Origin of the sequence: Nocardioides sp. GCM10023255 (genome assembly GCF_042653125.1) — a bacterium.
In the GTDB taxonomy this organism is placed as follows: Bacteria; Actinomycetota; Actinomycetes; order Propionibacteriales; family Nocardioidaceae; genus Nocardioides.
Genome location: NZ_JBHSHU010000009.1, coordinates 270,474 through 289,280, shown reverse-complemented (window position 1 = coordinate 289,280; position 18,807 = coordinate 270,474). Strand labels below are relative to the sequence as shown.

Here is an 18,807-nt window from a genome sequence, read left to right as displayed (position 1 = left end):
GGCGCGGTCCCGGGTCAGAGGATGCCGGACTCCTCGCTCGCGTAGAGCGCGGCGCCCACGACGCCGGCCTTGTTGAGCAGGGTGGCCGGCACGATCTCGGTGTCGAGGTCGAGCAGCGGGAGGAACTGGTCGGCTTTCTTGCTGATCCCGCCGCCGACGACGAAGAGCTCGGGGGAGAAGAGCCGCTCCAGGGTGCGGTAGTACGTCGTGAGCCGGCCCGCCCACTCCTCCCAGGAGAGGTCCTCGGCCTCCCGGACGCTGTTGGCGCTGCGGGCCTCGGCGGCCCGGCCGTCGATCTCGAGGTGGCCGAGCTCGGAGTTCGGCACCAGCACGCCGTCGTACACCATCGCCGAGCCGATGCCCGTCCCGAGCGTGGTGACGATGACCAGGCCCATCCGGCCCTTCGCCGCGCCGTACCGCACCTCCGCGAGGCCGGCGGCGTCGGCGTCGTTCACCACGTGCACGTCGCGGCCGGTGGCCTCCGTGAACAGCGCGTCCGCGTCGGTGCCGAGCCAGGACTTGTCGATGTTGGCGGCAGAGTGCACCACGCCGTGGTGGACGATGCCGGGCACGGTCACGCCGACCGGCCCCTCCGAGTCCGGGAAGCGCGCCAGCAGGTCGACGAAGACCGCGGCCACCGCCTCGGGTGTCGACGGCTGCGGCGTCTTGATCCGCTCGCGCTCCGTGGCGAAGTCACCGGCCGTGAGGTCGACCGGTGCGCCCTTGATGCCGGTGCCGCCGAAGTCGATGCCGACGGGGAGTTCCTTGGTCACGAGGTCAATCTCCAACGTGATCAGGGACCGAAGCAACTGGTCGGGGCCGCGCGTGCGTGTTTCGGTCGAGGCGTCGTTGCACGTGGTAGCGGGCCGCACACCGAGGAGGAGGTCACCATGACGAGGATGCGTAGCTGGGTCGGACCGCTGGCGGCGCTGGGGCTGGCGCTCTCGGGCACCCTGACCGGGCTGGCCGGACCGGGCACCGTGCTGGCCGGAGCCGGGACCACGGCGTACGCCGGCACCGTCGCCGCCTGCACCGTGCCGGCGATCGACGTGCGCAAGGGCCGGTTCGAGGGAGCGGCCGGCAGCCGCTTCCAGACCGTGCGTGCGATCAACATCGGCGCGCAGGCGTGCGCGACGCCGGGCTGGACCCGCTACCGGTTCTACAACCGCGACGGGCTGATCGGGTTCCGGTCGCGGCGCAACCCGGGCTACGACCCCATGGCGGCGCCGGTGGTGATCGGGGCCGGCGAGACCGGACGCTCGACGCTCTCCTGGACCGACCCGGGGCCGGTGCCGCGCGCGCAGTGCCACCCGCGGCACGCCAGCGGGGTCCGGGTCAAGATCGCGGGCCTGACCGGCCACTACTTCCTGCGGATGGACGTGCGGGTCTGCACGACGAAGAAGTACCGCCCGCACGGGACGCGGATCTCCACCAGCTGAGGCTCCTACACTGCGCCTGTGGCCGCCCACGAGACCCGCATGCTGCTCCTGGGTGCGGTCGCGCTCTTCGAGCCGGTCAACGGCTACCAGATCCGGCGGGAGCTGGTCTCCTGGGAGGTCGACCGCTGGGCGCACGTCAACCCGGGGTCGATCTACAGCGGGCTGGCGACGCTGACCCGGCTCGGGCAGCTGGAGCGGACCGACCTCGTGGACGGCACCCGTGAGGTCGCGGTCTACGAGCTCACGGACGCGGGTCGCGAGGAGCTGCGGCGGCTGATGCAGCAGGCGCTCGAGCGGGTCGACCTCTACGACGCGGTCGCCTTCCACGCGGCGTTCGGGCTGCTGCCGCTGATGTCGCGCGCCGAGGCCGTCGGCCACCTGCGAAAGCGGCTCGAGGGCCTGGGCGAGGCGGTCCGGCAGCTCACCGACGTCGGTGCGGCGCCGAGCCCGCACGCGCCCCCGCACGCGATGGCCGGCCTGCGGCTGCAGCGGGAGCGGGCGGTGGTGGAGCAGGCCTGGCTCGGTGAGGTGCTCGCCGACGTGGAGCGAGGTGCCCTGGACTTCCGGGGCGAGCCGTGGACCTGGGAGGCACCCGCCGACGACCCCGGGTGGCAGATGCACCTGGACCGGGAGAAGTACCGCGCGCTGCTGGGCCGCTGACGCCTGTCCGACCTCGTCCGTCCGCGCCCTCGTCCGTCCGCGCCCTCGCCCGTCTGCGATGAGTCCCGGGGCCGTCGCCGGTCGGTACTCCCACGCCCACCGGGCGAAATCGGTTGACGGGATCTGGTCAACGTTGAACACTTCGGATGTTCAATGTTGAACATGAAGGGGAGAGCATGATCCACGCACGAGGGCTGGTGCAGACGTTCCACACCGGCCAGGGCAGGAAGAAGAAGGAGGTGCGCGCCGTCGACGGCGTGGACCTCGACGTCGCCGAGGGTGAGGTGGTCGGGTTCCTCGGGCCCAACGGGGCCGGCAAGACCACCACGCTGCGGATGCTGACCACGCTGCTGCGCCCGACCGCGGGCACGGCCACGGTGGCGGGGTACGACGTGGTCCGCGAGCCGGTCCAGGTCCGGCGCAGCATCGGCTACGTCAGCCAGGTCGGCTCGACGTTCTCCGGCGCCTACGCCGGCGACGAGGTGGTCGACCACGGGATGCTCTACGGGATGCGACGCGCCGACGCGGTCGCGAAGGGGCAGGAGCTCTTCGAGCAACTGCAGCTGCAGGGGCTGTGGAAGCGGATGCCGAAGAACATGTCCGGGGGCCAGAAGCGCCGGCTCGACATCGTGATGGGCCTGATCCACGAGCCGAGCCTGGTCTTCCTCGACGAGCCGACGACGGGCCTCGACCCGCAGGCGCGGGCCAACCTCTGGGAGCACATCGCCGGCCTGCGCACCCGCAAGGGCGCAACGGTCTTCCTGACCACCCACTACCTCGACGAGGCCGACGCCCTCGCGGACCGGATCGTCATCATCGACCAGGGCCGTATCGTCGCCTCGGACACCGCCGACAACCTCAAGGCCCAGGTCTCCGGCGACCTCGTCGACCTCGAGGTCGCGGCCGACGACCAGGTCGTGGTCGCGGCCGAGCGGCTGGGCCACCTCAGCGACCGGGTCGACGTCGAGGGCCGCCACGTCCGGGGCCGGGTGCAGCGCGCGGGGCGCGTCGTACCCTCCCTGCTGCGCGAGCTCGACGGCGCCGGCGTCTCGCTGGACTCGATCGAGGTGCTCCGCCCGACGCTGGACGACGTCTTCCTGACGCTCACCGGCCGCTCGCTGCGGGACGCGGAGGCCGGCGACGTCGCGGACCCCTCGACCGACCCGGCCGGCACCCCACCCGACGGCGCCGCCGGTGCCGTCGCCTACCCCGTGCTCGAAGGAGCAGACCGATGAGCTTCCTCCGTGAGTCCTCCGTGGTGTTCCGCCGTCAGATCCGGATGAACCTGCGCAACCCCGCCTGGGTCCTGATCGGGATCATGCAGCCGGTGCTGTACCTGGTGCTCTTCGGGCCGTTGCTCAAGCCGCTGGTCGGCTCGTTCGACAGCGGGACCACCAACGCCTACACGTTCCTGGTGCCCGGCCTGCTCGTCCAGCTCGGCATGTTCGGGGCGTTCTTCGCGGGCTTCGGCCTGATCGGCGAGTGGCGCGAGGGCGTCATCGAGGCGGAGCGGGTCACCCCTGCCTCGCGCTCGGCGCTGCTCGTGGGCCGGCTGATGCGCGACATCCTCCAGCTCCTCGTGCAGGCGCTGATCCTGGTCGCGCTCGGCTACGCGATGGGCATGCGGGGCTCGCTCGGCGGCGTCGCGCTCGGCATCGTGATCACGCTCCTCGTCGGCGGCGCCTGCGCGGCCGCGTCGAACGCCCTCGCGCTCACCACCAAGAGCGAGGACGTGATGGCGCCGGTCATCAACATCGTGATGATGCCGGTGCTGCTGCTCAGCGGGATCCTGCTGCCGATGACCATCGGTGCCGACTGGCTCAAGCGGATCAGCGACTTCATGCCGTTCCGCTGGATCGTGGACGCGGTGCGCGACGTCTTCGGCGGGGACCTCTCCAGCAGCCACGTGGCGTGGGGCACGGGGTGGGCGCTGGTGCTCTTCGCGCTGGCCTTCTGGTGGGGCACCGCGGTCTTCCGCAAGGAGAACGCCTGACCGGCTCCTCGGGCCCGGGACCTGCGGTTTGGTCACCAACCGCAGGTCCCGGGCCCTCTTCGATGCGGTTGGGGACCAATCCGCGATTTACATCTGCACCCCTCTTGTCAACGTGGTTTACAAACTCTATGGTCATGTAAACCCGGCTTCGGCAGGAAGGCAGCGGCCATGAGCATGACCTCGCAGAGAACGTCCGGCACCGTCCCGACCGGCTCGACCGAGCAGTGGCGGGACAAGAAGCGCCACCTGTGGCTGATCGGCCTGGTGGTGCCGTCCCTGGCCTTCATCGGCTACGGCATGTGGGCGCTGACCGGGTGGGGCGTGTGGTTCTGGATCGGGCCGATCGTGATCCTCGTCGTCGTACCCGCCATCGACCTCGTCGCCGGGCTGGACCGCTCCAACCCGCCCGACGACGTCATCGAGGCGCTCGAGAAGGACCGGTACTACCGGTGGATCACCTATCTCTTCCTGCCGGTCCAGTACGCGGGTTTCGTCGGCGCGCTCTACCTGATCGCCGGCGGCGCCGACCTCTCGACCCTCGACAAGGTCGGGCTGGCGGTCTCGATCGGCTGCATCGGTGGGATCGGCATCAACACCGCCCACGAGCTCGGCCACAAGAAGGAGAGCCACGAGCGCTGGCTCTCCAAGATCGCCCTCGCCCAGAGCTTCTACGGCCACTTCTACATCGAGCACAACCGTGGCCACCACGTCCGAGTCGCCACCCCCGAGGACCCGGCGAGCAGCCGGGTGGGCGAGAACTTCTACCAGTTCTGGCCGCGCACCGTGGTCGGGTCGTTGAGGAGCGCGTGGCGCCTCGAGAAGCGCCGGTACGCCCGCCGCAAGCAGCACCCTTTCCGGATCGGCAACGACGTGCTCAACGCCTGGCTGATGTCGGCGGTCCTGTGGGGCGGGCTGGTCGGCTGGCTCGGCGTCGGGATCCTGCCCTACCTCCTCATCCAGGCGGTCGTCGGCTTCTCGCTGCTCGAGGTCGTCAACTACATGGAGCACTACGGGATGCTGCGCCAGAAGGTCGGCGTCGGGGAGCGGCAGCGCTACGAGCGGGTCGACCCGTCGCACTCGTGGAACAGCAACAACATCGCGACCAACGTGCTGCTCTACCACCTGCAGCGGCACAGCGACCACCACGCCAACCCGACCCGGCGCTACCAGACGCTGCGCGACTTCGAGGAGAGCCCGGTGCTGCCGACCGGGTACGCCGGGATGATCGTCCTCGCCATCGTCCCCGCCGTCTGGCGGCGAGTCATGGACCCGCGGGTGCTCGCACACTTCGACGGTGACCTGACCCGCGCCAACCTCTCCCCGCGCAAGCGCGGCCGGATCCTCGCGAAGTACCCGCCGCCGGTCGCCGCCGACGCCGCCGCCTCCGAGCACGCCGAGCCGACCCCCGGTGCCGTCCCCGAGGTGATGGCAGCCCGCTGTCCCAGCTGCGACTACGTGTACGACGTGAACGTCGGCGACGAGCACGAAGGGTTCGCGGCCGGCACCGCCTGGGCCGACATCCCCGACAGCTGGTGCTGTCCGGACTGCGGGGTGCGGGAGAAGGTTGACTTCGTTCCGTTGGCGCGGTCCGGGGTTGCCTGATCCTTTTCCGGTGAGTGCCTGTTCCGGCGGGGGCCGGGCTGCTCTCGGGCTTGTGGCTCGTGGTTTCGTCTGGACGCCCTTCGGCGGGGGTCGACGCGCGGTCGCTTGGCTTGCCGCGTCGCCGGCGCCCGCCGCGGGGGTTGGGTGCCGTTTCGGCGCCGCGCCTCGCTTTTACGCTCCTTGCGCGCGGTCCGCCGCTGCAGGCCCGCTTGGCCTGCTTCCTCGTCCTTCGCCCTTCTCTGCTGAGGGGTGTTGCTGGCCCCTGGCCGTGCCCGGCTCTTGATGCGTCTCTCTACTCGCGTCGGGGCCTGGATCTGATCCACTGATCGGGCGGGTGGCCGGGTTTCGGGGGTGGCTGGAACTCGGGGCGGCCGTCGGCCTGACTGATCCGGACCTGCCAGGGGGTGTGGTGGATGACCCGGTGGTGGTGGCCGCACAGCAGGACCAGGTTGTCGAGGCTGGTCGCGCCGCCGTCGGCCCAGGGGGTGATGTGGTGGGCGTGGCCCATCACGGGTGGGCGGGTGCAGCCGGGGAAGGCGCAGTGGTGGTCCCGGCACACGAGGGCTCGCCAGAGGGCCGGGGTGACGAGGCGGTGTGCACTTCCGACGTCCAACACTTCGCCGTGGGTGCCGAGGGCGATGGGGATGATGTCGGCGTCGCAGGCCAGGCGTCGGACCACGGCGGGGGTGAGCTGAAGTCCGTCATCAGTCACCCCGTCGGGGAAGGTCGATCCCAAGTGGGGCCCGGTGGTGCCGAGGGTGGTCCGGTCGACCTGTCCGCGGAGGGTGTCGAGGCTGACCGTGACCGCGACCCGGGGGGTGGCGCCGTGGCAGTCGGGTGGCAGCTCGGTGGTCAGGGCGTGCCGGGCGGTCTCGACCAGGGCGTCCCACAGGCGGGCGCCGTGGTCGCGCGGGTCCTTGGCCCCCGCACAGGACGGGTCGTCGATGTCGGTGTGGCCCGTGTCGGTTGAGGCGGGCTCGGGCTTGGTGAGGGGGAGGAGGGCGGCCTTGATGAGGGCGGCGTCCTCGACGGTGCCGCGGCCGCGCAGGCGGATGCCGCCGGCGCCGTCCTCGGTGATCGCGAGGTAGCGGTGGTGGTGCGCGGCGCGGTCCTCCCGGTCGAGGGCCTGCTCGAGCTTGCGTTCGGCCCTGTCCGGGTCGACGACCACCTCGAGGCGTCTGCCGACCAGGGTGAGGTCGGTGGCGTTCAGCCGGCCCGCCTCGGCCAGCAGGGCGGCCTCGCCCTCCGCGCGGACGGCCGGGTCGAGCGGCAGCCTGTCGACGGCGGTCACGATCACCGACGCCTGCTCGGGTGAGATCGCGCCACGCGACAGGGCGGCGTGGGTGGTCGCGTAGTCGGTCACCAGGGCGGCGGCCTGGCGGACCGTGCGGTGCCCCTCGGCGCGGTGCAGCCCGGCGAGGTGGGTGAACCACTCCGCGGTCGAGCCCCACGCCAGCTCGGTCCTGGCGACCCCGCGGGCGTCGATCTCGGCCAACGCGGGCGCCTGGAGCGCGGCCACCTGGCAGCGGACCTGCTCCAGCGCGGCGACCACGTCGACCAGCTCCTCGCTGGTCTTGGCCGCCCAGAGGACCTCGCCCAGCCGGGCCAGCAGCGCACCCGCGGCGACAACCACCCCGGCGGGGGTGGTCGTGGTGTCGGTGGGCTGCTGCTCCATGTCCCGACCCAACCAGAGGGCACCGACAGTCCCGGGCTCCTGACCTGTGGATATCTCGCCTGACGAGACGATTTGCGAAGAAAGTTTCGAGCACCGTCATGACGGAAGGTGACGTGGCGGGGCTGGTGCCTGCCCGGAGGACGTCGGTTGGTCAGAGACCGCATCGAAATTGCCGGAAGTGATGCGGTTGGGGACCAAACCGCGCCCCCAAGCCACCCGGAATTCGGGAGCCGACCCACGCCGAAGCCGACCTCCCCGGTAGCCAGCCAAGGACCGCAACCCAGAGCAGCCGAAGCAGCCGACGGCCGGGTGCCACCCGGGGTTCCTAGACTGGTCCCGTGACCAGCGCCCCGCACGCCGCCGCCGCGGCACCCACCATGCGCGAGCGCATCGTCGAGAGCGCGGTGGCGCTCACGACGGAGGTCGGCTGGGCGCGGGTCACCATGGCCACGGTGGCGGACCGGGTCGGGGTGAGCCGACAGACGGTCTACAACGAGGTCGGCACCAAGCCGGGACTGGCCGAGGCGATGATCCTGCACGAGCTCGACCGCTTCCTCGGCGTGGTCAACCTGGCCTTCGACGCCCACCCCGACGACCTGGTGGCAGCGATCCGGGAGGCCTCGCGCGGGGTGCTGGTGCTGGCCCAGGACAACCAGCTGCTCCACGCAGTGGTCTCGGCGACGCACGGCGCCGACACCGAGCTGCTGCCGCTGCTGACGACGCACGCCGAGTCGCTGCTGGCAGCGGCCAAGATCGTGATCGCCGACCGGATCGAGCCCTACGACCTCGGCCTGGACGAGGAGCACCTCGAGGCCGCGATCGACATGGTGGTGCGGGTCGTGCTCAGCCACGTCATGCAGCCGTCGGGGCCGCCGGACCGCACGGCCGCCGACATCGCCTGGATCGCAGCCCGGGTCCTGCGCAGCCCGTGAGCGAGCCGGGGGTCGCGCCCGCCGTACGCCTCGGCACGACCGCCGGTCGCGGGGTGGTCGTGGCCGCGGTGCTCGGGTCGGGGATGACGCTGCTCGACGGCACCGTCGTCAACGTTGCGCTGCGCACCGTCGGCCGCGACCTCGACGCGAGCCTGGCCGAGCTGCAGTGGATCACCAACGGCTACCTCCTCTCGCTGGCGAGCCTGATCCTGCTCGGCGGCTCGCTGGGCGACCGGTTCGGCCGCCGTCGGGTCTTCGAGGTGGGGACGGTCTGGTTCGCCCTGGCCTCGCTCGCTTGCGGCCTCGCGCCCAACCCGGCCGCGCTGATCGTCGCCCGCATCCTCCAGGGCATGGGTGCCGCTCTGCTGACGCCGGGCAGCCTGGCGATGATCCAGGGGGCCTTCCACCGCGACGACCGGTCCCGCGCGATCGGGTCGTGGTCGGGGCTGGGCAGCATCGCCGCGGCGCTCGGCCCGTTCGTCGGCGGTGGGCTGGTGGAGTACGCCTCCTGGCGCTGGATCTTCCTGATCAACCTGCCGGTCGCCGTCGTCGCGGTCGTGGTCGCCCGGCGCTGGGTCCCCGAGACCCTCGACCCGGCCGCGCCCGACCGGTTCGACGTCCCCGGAGCGGCGCTGGCCGCGATCACGCTGGGCACCGCGACGTACGCCCTCATCCAGTGGGGCGACCCGCTCGCACCGTGGGCGGCCGGGGTGGCCGTGCTCGCGGGCGTGGCGTTCGTGCTCGTCGAGCGGGCCAGCCCGCACCCGATGCTCGCGCTCGGCATCTTCGCCGACCGCACCTTCAGCGCCGCCAACGCGATGACCCTGCTGGTCTACGCCGCGCTGGGCGCCGTGCTGTTCTTCCTGGTGCTGCAGCTGCAGACGGTCGGCGGCTACGGGCCGCTGCTCGCCGGCATCTCGACCCTCCCGATCACCCTCTGCATGATCTTCCTGGCCGCCCGCGGAGGAGCGCTCGCGGCCCGGATCGGGCCCCGGGTGCCGATGACGTTCGGTCCGCTGGTGATGGCCGGCGGGACGCTGCTGCTGCTCCGGGTGGGGCCGGACGTGCGCTACTGGACCGACGTGCTGCCGGGGCTGACCGTCTTCGGGCTCGGCCTCGCGCTGATGGTCGCCCCGCTGACCGCGACCGTGCTGGCCGCCGCGCCCCAGGCGCACGCCGGGATCGCCAGCGGGGTCAACAACGCCGTCGCCCGCTCCGGGTCGCTGCTCGCGGTGGCGGCGCTGCCGGTGGCGGTGGGTCTCGCCGGGGACCAGTACGCCGATCCGATCGCCTTCGACGCGGCGTACCGCACCGCCGTGGTCGCCTGCGCGGTCCTGCTCGCCCTCGGCGGCCTGCTCTCCTGGTGCACGATCCGCAACCCCAGCGGCCGGGGCTGACGACCGGTCCGAACGGCTGCCACTCGCCCCTTTCCGCCGCTCCCGACGGCGGCTAGCATGAGCGGCAATCGGTGCGCATCACGAAACGGAGTGCATCATGCGCAACAAAGATGCCGCGCGGACCATGGTACGCCTGCTCGAGCAGGCGCGGTACGAGGTGCTGCCCACCGCCACCACCGAGGAGAAGCTCCTCACCAACGTCCCGCGCGACCGCACCGTCACCGTCACCGCCTCCCCGGGCAAGGGGCTCGAGGCGACCCTCGACCTGGCCGAGCGGCTGACCGGGCACGGGTACGTCGCGGTGCCGCACCTCGCGGCGCGGATGATCAGCGGTCGCACCGAGCTCGCCGAGATCTGCGCCCGGCTCACCGGGAAGGGGATCACCCGGATCTTCGTGCCGGGCGGCGACGCGGAGCCGGTGGGTGACTACCCCGACGCGCTCTCCCTGCTCGAGGACCTCGTCGAGCTCGGTCACCCGTTCAGCCAGGTCGGGATCACCGGCTACCCCGAGTCGCACCCCACCATCCACGACGACCTCACCGTCCAGTCGATGTGGGACAAGCGCCGCTACGCCACCCACATCGTCAGCAACCTGACCTTCGACCCGGCGGTGATCTCCTCGTGGGTACGCCGGCTGCGCGCCCGCGGGGTCACGATGCCGCTGCTGCTCGGGCTGCCCGGCCCGGTGGAGCGCGCCAAGCTGCTGGCGATGGCGACGAAGATCGGGGTGGGCGAGTCGACCCGGTTCCTGGTCAAGCACAAGGGCACGTTCGCCCGCCTGGCCGCGCCCGGCGGGTTCACCGGCGAGCGGTTCCTCGAGAAGTGCGCGCCCGCGCTCGGCGAGCCCGGCGCGCTGGTCGAGGGCCTGCACGTCTTCACGTTCAACCAGATCGCCGAGACCGAGGCCTGGCGTCAGGACCTGCTGGACCGGTTGCGCAGCCGCTGAACGGACGGCGGCACCGGGAGGTCCGCGGCCCACGGCGCCGGGAGCGGGGGGTCCAGCACGGTGCGCACCGGCACCAGACCGCTCCACACGTCGGGCTCCGCCCCGGCCTCCTCGGGCGTCGCCGGCCACCCGTCGGTGACCTTCAGCAGCCAGTTGTCCGAGGCGATCGGGAGCGCGAGGGCCTGGGTCGCAGCCAGCTCCTTGCGGGTCGACGGTCGCACCTCGGACGTGCGCCCCGGCATGAGCTTCTCGGAGAAGGTGTCGAGCGCCGGCTCCGTCGCGTCGACGACCGTGAGCACCCCGCGGATCGTCGCGGAGCGGTAGTTGACCGAGGACTCGAACGTCGTCGGCGCGACCGCCAGGGCGTCCAGGGCGAACACGGTGAGCACGGCCGGCGCCCCGGCGGCCACCCGGCGCAGCGCCCCGGCGCCGGTCGAGCCGTGCAGCAGGACCCGGTCGCCGTCGCGCGCGTAGAGCATGGGCACCGCGAGCGGCTCACCGTCCGCGACCGTGGACAGCACCCCGGCCCACTGGGAGTCGAGGAGCTCGTCGAGCGCCGCTCGGTCGGTGACGCCGTACTCCGGGAACCGGTTCAGCTCGGTCACGCCCAGCCCTCCCGGTCAGCTCGAGACGAAGATGCAGAACGGATGGCCGCTCGGGTCCGCGAACACGTAGAGCGGCTCCTCCTCGTCGGCACTGCGGTCGTGGAGCACGGTGCCGCCGAGGTCGAGCACCCGCTGCCGCTGGTGCTCGAGGCTCTCGGTGTCGGAGACGGCCATGTCGAGGTGCAGCATCATCTGCTGGTCGCCCGGCCGGTCCGGCTCCGGCGTCCACACCGGCGCGACGAACTCGGCGTTGGCCTGGAAGGCGAGCCCGCGCCCCGAGCGCCAGGCGTCGGGCTCGGGGCGCAGCACCAGCCAGTCCGCGCCGCGCTCGTCGGGCTCGCCCGCGGCCGGTGGCTCGTCGCCGGGGCGGTAGGAGTACCCCAGCAGCTGACGGTAGAACTCGGCCAGCGTCCGCGGCTGACGGCAGTCGAGGACGGTCTGGGCGACGAACGGATGGGCGTCGGTCACGCGTCGACGGTACGACAGCCCGGCCGGTGACGTCAGCCGGTGGGATCAGCCGTCGCCGCCGGTCCGGGCGGCGGGCCGGCCCTCAGCCCGCTCGGGGCGGCCGGTAGTCCGACTGGTGCAGCGTCAGCGCCACGCGCCCGCGCCCGTGCGGCAGCTCGGGCCACAGCCCGAGCCGCACGACGTACTCGCCGTCGGGGGAGCGCAGCTCCCAGCCCGCGCCGGCGGTCCGCCACCCGGCCAGCTCGAAGGCGTGGGTGACCTCGCGCCGCCGGAGCTCGCGCGGCGCGAGCGCCGCCAGCAGCGCGTCGCCGCCGTTCCCGCACTGGATCCGCAGGTGCTGCACGATGGCCTCGGGCTGCACCACGCTCAGCATCCGCTCCATCTGGACCAGGTCGCGCCGCTGGTCGCGCTCGCACATCGCGGCCTGCGTCCAGGTGCCCGCCACCACCGCACCGAACCCGCACGCGGTCACCGTCGCGGTGGCCGTGACGAGCAGTGCCACGGGGTGGTGCATCCTTCGAGGCTAGGACGGTTCCCGGCCCGCGTAATCACCGACAATGGGTGATCAGCCGGGGGTCGCGACCAGCGTGGAGAGCATCGACTCGAGCCCGCCGTCCCCGGTCTCGACGACGGTCAGCGGCAGCTCGATCCGTCGGGCCGCGTCCTCGGCCAGGGCGCGCAGCTCGTCGTCGGGGGCCTGGGCCAGCCAGACCACGCGGGTGTAGTGGCCGAAGTAGGTGTCCCGCAGCTCCGGCCAGCGGTCCAGTCCCAGCTCCTGCTCGACGGTGCGGGCGAACGACCGGACCAGGAAGTCGGTGAGCAGGTAGGTGCCCGGCTCCTCGTCGAAGAGGCGCTCGACGCGGTCGGCGCCGGCGTACACGTCGTAGCAGTGCAGCCCCGGCAGTCGCCCGACGCCCAGCTCGCGGCAGACCTCGTCGAGGGCGCCGTAGGTGCCGCAGTCGGCGTAGCCGACGACGATGCGGTCGTACGACGAGGCGAGGCGCAGCGCGAGCGCCCGCACCTCGCCGGCGATCCGCTGCGGCTGGTTGTGCAGCAGCGGCGGCAGCGGGTGCACGTCGAGGGGCCAGCCGGCCCGGGCCGCGACCGCGGCCGCGGGCTGGGCCAGGGCGCCGCAGGCGATCAGGGCGCACGGCCGCCTCGTCGCGGGCTCAGAAGCCGAGCTGCTCGACGAAGCGGTCGTTGAAGTCGGGGCGGTCGGAGAGCTCGACATAGGTCACCTCCTCGAGCAGCGTCCGGGCGCCGGCCCGCTCGCGCACGGAGAGCAGCGCCATCTTCGCGCCCTCGCCGGCGACGTTCCCGGCGGAGACGATGCGCAGCACGGGGAGCCTCGGCACCAGCCCGATCCGGACCGCCGACGCGGGGGAGAGGTAGCTGCCGAACGAACCGGCCAGCAGCACCTGCTGGACGTCGCGGTGCTCGAGGCCGAGCTCCTCGAGGAGCAGCGACCAGCCGGTGGAGATCGCGGCCTTGGCGAACTGCAGCTCGCGCACGTCGCGCTGGGAGAGCACGACGCACTCGTCGGTCTTGGCGTCGGGGTAGGGGCGGTGCAGCACGAACACGCGCTCCTCGCCGATCCGGGTCAGCCGGTCGGCGAGCGCAGGCACCTCCTCGGCGGCCCGCTCGTCGGGGATGAACCGTCCGGTGGGGTCCAGCAGGCCGACCCGCACCAGCTCGGAGACCGCGTCGACCAGGCCGGACCCGCACAGGCCGCGCGGCTCGACGTCACCGATGACCGACAGTTCGACGGTGTCGCCGAGCTTGACCACCTCGATCGCGCCGTCGGCCGCACGCATGCCGCACCTGATCGCGCCGCCCTCGAACGCCGGCCCCGCCGGCGCCGCGGTCGAGAGGATCTTCTCGCCGTCGCTGAGCACGATCTCGCAGTTGGTGCCGACGTCGATGAACAGCCGGGTGCGCTTGTCGCGGTCCATCCCGGTGGCCAGCATGCCGGCGACGATGTCGCCGCCGACGTAGGCGCCGAGCGCGGGAAACAGGTACGCCCGGGCCCGCGGGTGCAGGGCCAGGCCGAGGTCGGTGGCGAGCACCGAGGGTGGCTGGGAGGTGGACATGACGAAGGGCGCCACGCCCAGCGGCTCGGGGTCGATGCCGAGCGCGAGCGCGGTCATGGTGGCGTTGCCGGCCACCGCGACCTCGTAGACGCGGGCCGGGTCGACGCCGCCCTCGCGGCACACCTGCTCGGCCAGCTGGGCGAGGGTCTCGCCGGCCGCGGTGCTCAGCCGGCCGAGCGCCTCGGGGTCGAGCATGGTGGCACTGATCCGGGTGATCACGTCGCCGCCGAACGGCTGCTGACGGTTGAGCATCGAGGTGACCGAGAGCGGGGTGCCGGTGGCCACGTCGAGCAGGGTCGCGACCACCGTGGTGGTCCCGAGGTCGAAGGCGATCGCGTAGCGCTCGGCGGTCGTGTCCCCCGGCTCCACGTCGACGAGCGCCTCGTCCACCACGACCGCGGTCACCTTGAAGTCGCCCTCGCGCAGCACGCCGGGCAGCCGCCGCAGGACGTGGAGGTCGGCCACGGGGGCGAGGTCGTCGATCGCGCCGAGCAGGCGGTCGAGGTCGGTGCGCTGGTCGGACAGGCTGGGCTCGTCGAGCTCGACGTACCGCTTCTGGAGGGCGGGGCGCAGGATGACCTGGCGCCCGACGCCGACCGTGGCCGCCTTGGGTCGCGTGGTGAGCGGTGGCACCTCGACCGCGAGGTCGCGGGTCGCCTGGACCAGGCAGGCCAGCCGCCAGCCGTCGTCGAGCTGCTCGCGGCTGAAGGTGCGCACGTCGTGCCGCGAGATCGGGCTCGGCCCCTCGATGCGGACCCTGCACTTGTGGCAGGTGCCGTGGCCGCCGCAGGTCGAGTCGATGGCGATGCCGTTCCACGACGCCGAGTCGAAGACCGTGACGCCGGGTGGCACCCGCACCGCGCGGTGGGTGGGCGGCGCCTCCCCGCCGGACTCGACGGTGAACGCGAGCTCCACCCGCCCGGTGCCGTCGTGGACGGCCTGCTCGGTGCCGGGCGGCTCGAGCAGGCCCTCCCGGCGGACCCCGGCGAGGAAGAAGTCGCCACCCGGGAGGTCGGCCGAGCCGGGGTCGGTGCGGTCGTCGGGCCCGGAGCCGGTCATGCGGTGCTCACGAGGTGCTCACGCCGTCGCAGCCTGCTTCTTGCGGTGCGCCGCGATCCAGGCCATGCCCCACTCGTCGTGGTCGAGCAGCAGGTCCGCGGCCTTCACCGCGTCGACGATCTGGGGCGTGCGGACGTCCATGATGGCGCTGGTGAGGCCGGCGTGCATCGCCATCGGCAGGAAGGCGGCGCCGATGGTGTGCCGGTCGGGCATCCCGAAGGAGACGTTGGAGGCGCCGAGGGTCATGTTGACCCCGAAGTCGTGCCGGATCCGGGAGATCGTCTCCAGGGTGGTGCGCACGACGGTCGTGTCGGCCCCGATCGGCATCGCGAGCGGGTCGATGACGATGTCCTCGACCGCGATGCCGTACTCCTGCGTGGCGACGCGGATGATCTTGGCGGTCAGCTCGAGGCGCTTGTCGGCCTCCATGGGGATCTCGTCGGCGTCGTTGGGGAGCGCGATGACGGCGGCGTCGTACTTCTTGACCAGCGGGAGGATCGCCGCCATCCGGTCGTCCTCGGCGGTGATGGAGTTGACCAGCGCCCTGCCGTCGTACGCCGCCAGCCCGGCCTCGAGCGCCTCGACCACCGAGGAGTCGATGCAGATCGGGGTATCGGTGAGGTCCTGGACCAGCCGGATCGCGCGCGCCAGCAGGTCGGCCTCGTCGGTGAGTGGCACGCCCATGTTCACGTCGAGGACGTCGGCGCCGCCGTGCACCTGTGCCATGACGTCCCGCTCGATCGCGGACAGGTCGCCCTCGCGCAGCTGCTCCTGGAAGATGCGCCGGCCGGTCGGGTTGATCCGCTCGCCGATCAGGCAGAAGCGACGGCCGTGGCCGATCACCACCTCCTTGGTGGCGGAGCGGAGCACGGTCTCCTTCGGCTCGGCGGCCGCGCTCATGCGGGGACCTTGGACCGGCGGTCCTGCAGCAGCGACTTGGCCCGCTTGACGGTGGCGGAGGCGTCGGCGGCGTACCCGTCGGCGCCCACGGCGTCGGCGTACTCCTGGGTGACCGGGGCCCCGCCGACCATGACGATCACCGAGTCGCGGATGCCGGCCTTCTCGAGGGCGTTCATGTTGGCCTTGAACATCGGCATCGTGGTGGTGAGGAACGCCGAGAAGCCGACGATGTCGGGCTGGTGCTCCTCGATCGCGGCCACGAACTTCTCCGGGGCCACCTGGACGCCGAGGTCGATCACCTCGAAGCCGGCGCCCTCGAGCATGATGTTGACGAGGTTCTTGCCGATGTCGTGGACGTCGCCCTTGACGGTGCCCATCAGGAACTTGCCGATGGTCTGGACACCGGTCTCCGCGAGCAGCGGGCGCAGCCGCTCCATCGCGCCGGCCATGGCGCGGCCGGCGATGAGCATCTCGGGGACGAAGAAGTCGCCGCGCTCGAAGCGGGCGCCGACCTCCTCGAGCGAGGGGATCAGGGCGTCGAACAGCAGGGTCTGGGGCTCCATGTCGAGCAGGAGCCCTTCGTTGGTGAGCTCGAGGACGCGCGGTGCGTTGCCCACGAGCGTCTCGTCGTAGAGGCTCTGCAGGATCTCTTCGGGGGTCATTACGCCACGCCCTCCTTGCGGGTGCGGCCGCGCAGCAGCGTGGAGAGCTGCGCGGCGTGGTCGAGGAGCTGCTGGCCGAGCTCGGTGAGCCGGCCCTCCATCCGTGGGGTGGGGCCCGAGACACCCAGGGCCGCGACCAGCTCGCCGCGGTGGCCGTGAACGGGGACGGCGACACCGGAGAGCCCGACCTCGAGCTCGTCGGTGGTGACCGCCCAGCCGCGGCGGCGGGTCCGCTCGCCGTCGCGACGCAGGTCGTCGGGGTCGCACAGCGTCGCCCCGGTCAGGCGGTCCAGCGGCCCGGCGGGGATCGGCAGCGCGCCGAACGCGAGGAACACCTTGCCCAGTGCCGAGCAGTGCACCGGCACGTCGACCTCGGTCCAGTCGCGGGTGCCGAGCATGTAGCGCGAGTCGACCTGGGCGACCTGGACCACCCGGTCGCCCCGCACGACGCTGAGGTGGACGGTCTCGTGGGTGGCCTCGCCGATCTCGTCGAGGACGGGGTGGGCGAGCCGGACCAGCTCCTCCCACGGGTCGTGCCGCGCGGCGTAGAGCCAGAACAGCCGGCCGGCGACGTACGAGCCGGTCTCGTTGCGCTCCAGCAGGCCGGTCCGCTCCAGGGCGGACAGCATCCGTGAGGTGGTCGACTTCGCCAGGCCGCACTCCTCCTGGAGCTCGGCGAAGGTGAGCGGCTCGTCGGCGCGGACGACCGTGGACACGAGCAGCGCCGCGCGGTCGACGGCCTGGGTGCCGGTCGACGTGCCGTTGCTGGTCGCGGTCTCGCTCACGGGCGGAGCTCCTGCTCGGAGGGCTGGTCGGAAGATCCCCTGAATTGGTTCCACATCATGGAACCAAAGTCCCACATGATGAGGCTAGGATCGCGACGAGGGTGCGGTCAAGGGGCCGCGCCCACCGGGTTCGCCGTCGCAGGAGGTCCGATGTTCCGCAACCGCATGCCGCGCTACGAGGTGCTCTCCGAGGAGGCGATGGCCACCCTCGACGGCGGCTGGCGCCGCCTGGTGACCGAGATCGGCGTGGAGTTCATGGACTCCCGCGCGCTCGACCTGTTCCGCGCGGCCGGCCAGAAGGTCGAGGACAACACCGTCTTCCTCGACCCGGACTTCGTGATGGAGCAGGTGGCCAAGGCGCCGCGCGAGTTCGACGTCCAGGCCCGCAACCCCGAGCACTCCATCCACATCGGCGGCGACGCGATGGCGTTCGGCGCCGTCTACGGGCCGCCGTTCGTGCGGGAGGGCGACGTACGCCGCGACGGCACCATGGACGACTTCCGCAACTTCAGCAGGCTCGCGCAGACCTTCGGGGTGCTCGACTCGGCCGGTGGTGTGATCACCGAGCCCAACGACACGCCGCTGGACAGCCGGCACCTCGACATGACCTACGCCCTGCAGACGCTGACCGACAAGGTCTACATGGGCAACGTCGTCTCCGGGGTGAACGCCCGCGACACCCTGGCGATGACCGAGATCCTCTTCGGGTCCCGGGAGGCCATCGAGGCCACGCCGGCCACGATCTCGCTGATCAACTGCAACTCGCCGCTGCGCTGGGACGACCGGATGCTCGAGGCGCAGTTCGAGTACTCCGGCGCCAACCAGCCGGTCGTGCTCACGCCGTTCATCCTGATGGGCGCGATGTCGCCGGTGACCATCCCCGCCGCGCTCGTGCAGCAGATGGCCGAGGCGCTGTCGGGGATCGCGCTCTCCCAGCTCATCCGGCCCGGCTGCCCGGTGATCTTCGGGTCGTTCCTCTCCAACATCGACATGCAGTCGGGCTCGCCGACGTTCGGCACGCCCGAGTCGGGGCTGGGCCTGCTGTGCACCGGCCAGATCGCCCGCCACTTCGGGCTGCCGTTCCGCACCGGTGGCGGCCTCACCTCCGCGCAGGTGCCGGACGCCCAGGCCGGCTACGAGGCGCTGATGACGCTGCTGCCGACGTTCCTCGCCGGCGCCAACTGGGTGATGCACTCGGCCGGGTGGCTCGAGGGCGGCCTGGTCGCGGGCTTCGAGAAGTTCATCATCGACGTCGAGCTGGTGCAGATGCTGCAGCACGAGTTCACGCCGCTGGAGATCGACGAGGCGTCGATGGCGTTCGACGCCCACCAGGAGGTCGGCCACGGCGGCCACTTCCTGGGCGCGATGCACACGATGGAGCGCTTCCGCACCTGCTTCTACCGCCCGATGCTGTCGTCCTCGGAGAACTACGAGCGGTGGATGCGCAACGGGGCCAAGGACACCGCCACGCGGGCCGGCGAGATCTGGCGCAAGAAGCTCGAGGAGTACCAGCAGCCGACGCTGGACGAGGCCGTGCGGCAGGAGCTGGAGGAGTACGTCGTCCGCCGTCGCGCCGAGCTGGGAGACTAGGACC

Annotated in this window: 19 protein-coding genes; 9 read left to right on the top strand and 10 right to left on the bottom strand. The window is 72.1% G+C overall.

The features are described 5' to 3' along the window. Window positions 1-14: 14 nt before the first annotated feature. Window positions 15-773, bottom strand: coding sequence for a polyphosphate--glucose phosphotransferase (gene ppgK / locus ACFO9I_RS15200; RefSeq protein ID WP_379182281.1), 759 nt, complete (start codon window positions 771-773; stop codon window positions 15-17). Between the two features lie 117 nt (window positions 774-890). Here ppgK and ACFO9I_RS15195 point away from each other — a divergent pair, with 117 nt between their 5' ends. The 5 genes from ACFO9I_RS15195 (at window position 891) to ACFO9I_RS15175 (ending at window position 5,694) form a co-directional block, all read left to right on the top strand. Next, window positions 891-1,439, top strand: coding sequence for a hypothetical protein (locus ACFO9I_RS15195; RefSeq protein WP_379182279.1), 549 nt, complete (start codon window positions 891-893; stop codon window positions 1,437-1,439). Window positions 1,440-1,457: 18 nt separating this feature from the next. Continuing rightward, window positions 1,458-2,099 carry a PadR family transcriptional regulator gene (locus tag ACFO9I_RS15190; RefSeq protein WP_379182277.1) on the top strand — a complete coding sequence of 214 codons (642 nt, stop codon included), beginning with the start codon at window positions 1,458-1,460 and terminating at the stop codon, window positions 2,097-2,099. Window positions 2,100-2,275: 176 nt separating this feature from the next. Continuing rightward, on the top strand, window positions 2,276-3,334 hold the full coding sequence (locus ACFO9I_RS15185) for an ATP-binding cassette domain-containing protein (protein ID WP_379182275.1): 1,059 nt from the start codon (window positions 2,276-2,278) through the stop codon (window positions 3,332-3,334). After that, the gene (locus ACFO9I_RS15180; protein WP_379182273.1) at window positions 3,331-4,092 is read left to right on the top strand and encodes an ABC transporter permease; all 762 of its coding nucleotides are present in this window, start codon (window positions 3,331-3,333) and stop codon (window positions 4,090-4,092) included. The genes ACFO9I_RS15185 and ACFO9I_RS15180 overlap by 4 nt, the downstream gene beginning before the upstream one ends. A 168-nt stretch (window positions 4,093-4,260) precedes the next feature. After that, the gene (locus ACFO9I_RS15175; RefSeq protein WP_379182271.1) at window positions 4,261-5,694 is read left to right on the top strand and encodes a fatty acid desaturase; all 1,434 of its coding nucleotides are present in this window, start codon (window positions 4,261-4,263) and stop codon (window positions 5,692-5,694) included. Window positions 5,695-5,986: 292 nt separating this feature from the next. Here the strand turns inward: ACFO9I_RS15175 and ACFO9I_RS15170 are convergent, their stop codons facing one another. After that, window positions 5,987-7,369, bottom strand: a complete 1,383-nt coding sequence (locus ACFO9I_RS15170) for an HNH endonuclease signature motif containing protein (protein ID WP_379182269.1) — start codon at window positions 7,367-7,369, stop codon at window positions 5,987-5,989. A 338-nt stretch (window positions 7,370-7,707) separates the two neighbouring features. Between ACFO9I_RS15170 and ACFO9I_RS15165 the strand changes: the two genes are divergently transcribed. The 3 genes from ACFO9I_RS15165 to ACFO9I_RS15155 all read left to right on the top strand — a co-directional run bounded on the left by ACFO9I_RS15165 (window position 7,708) and on the right by ACFO9I_RS15155 (window position 10,644). Further along, complete coding sequence (locus ACFO9I_RS15165) at window positions 7,708-8,301, top strand: TetR/AcrR family transcriptional regulator (protein ID WP_379182267.1); 594 nt, start codon at window positions 7,708-7,710, stop codon at window positions 8,299-8,301. After that, entirely contained in the window at window positions 8,298-9,698 is a 1,401-nt protein-coding gene (locus ACFO9I_RS15160; RefSeq protein WP_379182265.1) for an MFS transporter, read from the top strand. The genes ACFO9I_RS15165 and ACFO9I_RS15160 overlap by 4 nt, the downstream gene beginning before the upstream one ends. 97 nt (window positions 9,699-9,795) lie before the next feature. Then, complete coding sequence (locus ACFO9I_RS15155) at window positions 9,796-10,644, top strand: methylenetetrahydrofolate reductase (RefSeq protein ID WP_379182263.1); 849 nt, start codon at window positions 9,796-9,798, stop codon at window positions 10,642-10,644. Here the strand turns inward: ACFO9I_RS15155 and ACFO9I_RS15150 are convergent. The 8 genes from ACFO9I_RS15150 to ACFO9I_RS15115 all read right to left on the bottom strand — a co-directional run bounded on the left by ACFO9I_RS15150 (window position 10,611) and on the right by ACFO9I_RS15115 (window position 17,213). Continuing rightward, window positions 10,611-11,249: a pyridoxamine 5'-phosphate oxidase family protein gene (locus tag ACFO9I_RS15150; RefSeq protein ID WP_379182261.1), complete on the bottom strand. Its 639-nt coding sequence runs from the start codon at window positions 11,247-11,249 to the stop codon at window positions 10,611-10,613. The genes ACFO9I_RS15155 and ACFO9I_RS15150 overlap by 34 nt on opposite strands. 15 nt (window positions 11,250-11,264) lie before the next feature. Beyond that, entirely contained in the window at window positions 11,265-11,717 is a 453-nt protein-coding gene (locus ACFO9I_RS15145) for a VOC family protein (protein WP_379182259.1), read from the bottom strand. An 82-nt stretch (window positions 11,718-11,799) separates the two neighbouring features. Further along, window positions 11,800-12,231, bottom strand: a complete 432-nt coding sequence (locus ACFO9I_RS15140; RefSeq protein WP_379182257.1) for a hypothetical protein — start codon at window positions 12,229-12,231, stop codon at window positions 11,800-11,802. Window positions 12,232-12,282: 51 nt separating this feature from the next. Beyond that, a complete protein-coding gene (locus ACFO9I_RS15135; protein ID WP_379182255.1) occupies window positions 12,283-12,948 on the bottom strand; it encodes a DUF1638 domain-containing protein in 666 nt (221 codons plus the stop codon). Then, entirely contained in the window at window positions 12,887-14,866 is a 1,980-nt protein-coding gene (locus ACFO9I_RS15130; RefSeq protein WP_379182254.1) for an ASKHA domain-containing protein, read from the bottom strand. Before ACFO9I_RS15130 ends, ACFO9I_RS15135 begins: the two co-directional genes overlap by 62 nt. Window positions 14,867-14,884: 18 nt before the next feature. Next, window positions 14,885-15,766 carry a dihydropteroate synthase gene (locus ACFO9I_RS15125; protein ID WP_379182252.1) on the bottom strand — a complete coding sequence of 294 codons (882 nt, stop codon included), beginning with the start codon at window positions 15,764-15,766 and terminating at the stop codon, window positions 14,885-14,887. Then, a complete protein-coding gene (locus ACFO9I_RS15120; protein WP_379182250.1) occupies window positions 15,763-16,428 on the bottom strand; it encodes a corrinoid protein in 666 nt (221 codons plus the stop codon). Before ACFO9I_RS15120 ends, ACFO9I_RS15125 begins: the two co-directional genes overlap by 4 nt. Beyond that, on the bottom strand, window positions 16,428-17,213 hold the full coding sequence (locus ACFO9I_RS15115) for an IclR family transcriptional regulator (RefSeq protein WP_379182248.1): 786 nt from the start codon (window positions 17,211-17,213) through the stop codon (window positions 16,428-16,430). Before ACFO9I_RS15115 ends, ACFO9I_RS15120 begins: the two co-directional genes overlap by 1 nt. 57 nt (window positions 17,214-17,270) lie before the next feature. Here ACFO9I_RS15115 and ACFO9I_RS15110 point away from each other — a divergent pair, with 57 nt between their 5' ends. After that, entirely contained in the window at window positions 17,271-18,803 is a 1,533-nt protein-coding gene (locus ACFO9I_RS15110) for a trimethylamine methyltransferase family protein (protein ID WP_379182247.1), read from the top strand. Window positions 18,804-18,807: the final 4 nt, after the last annotated feature.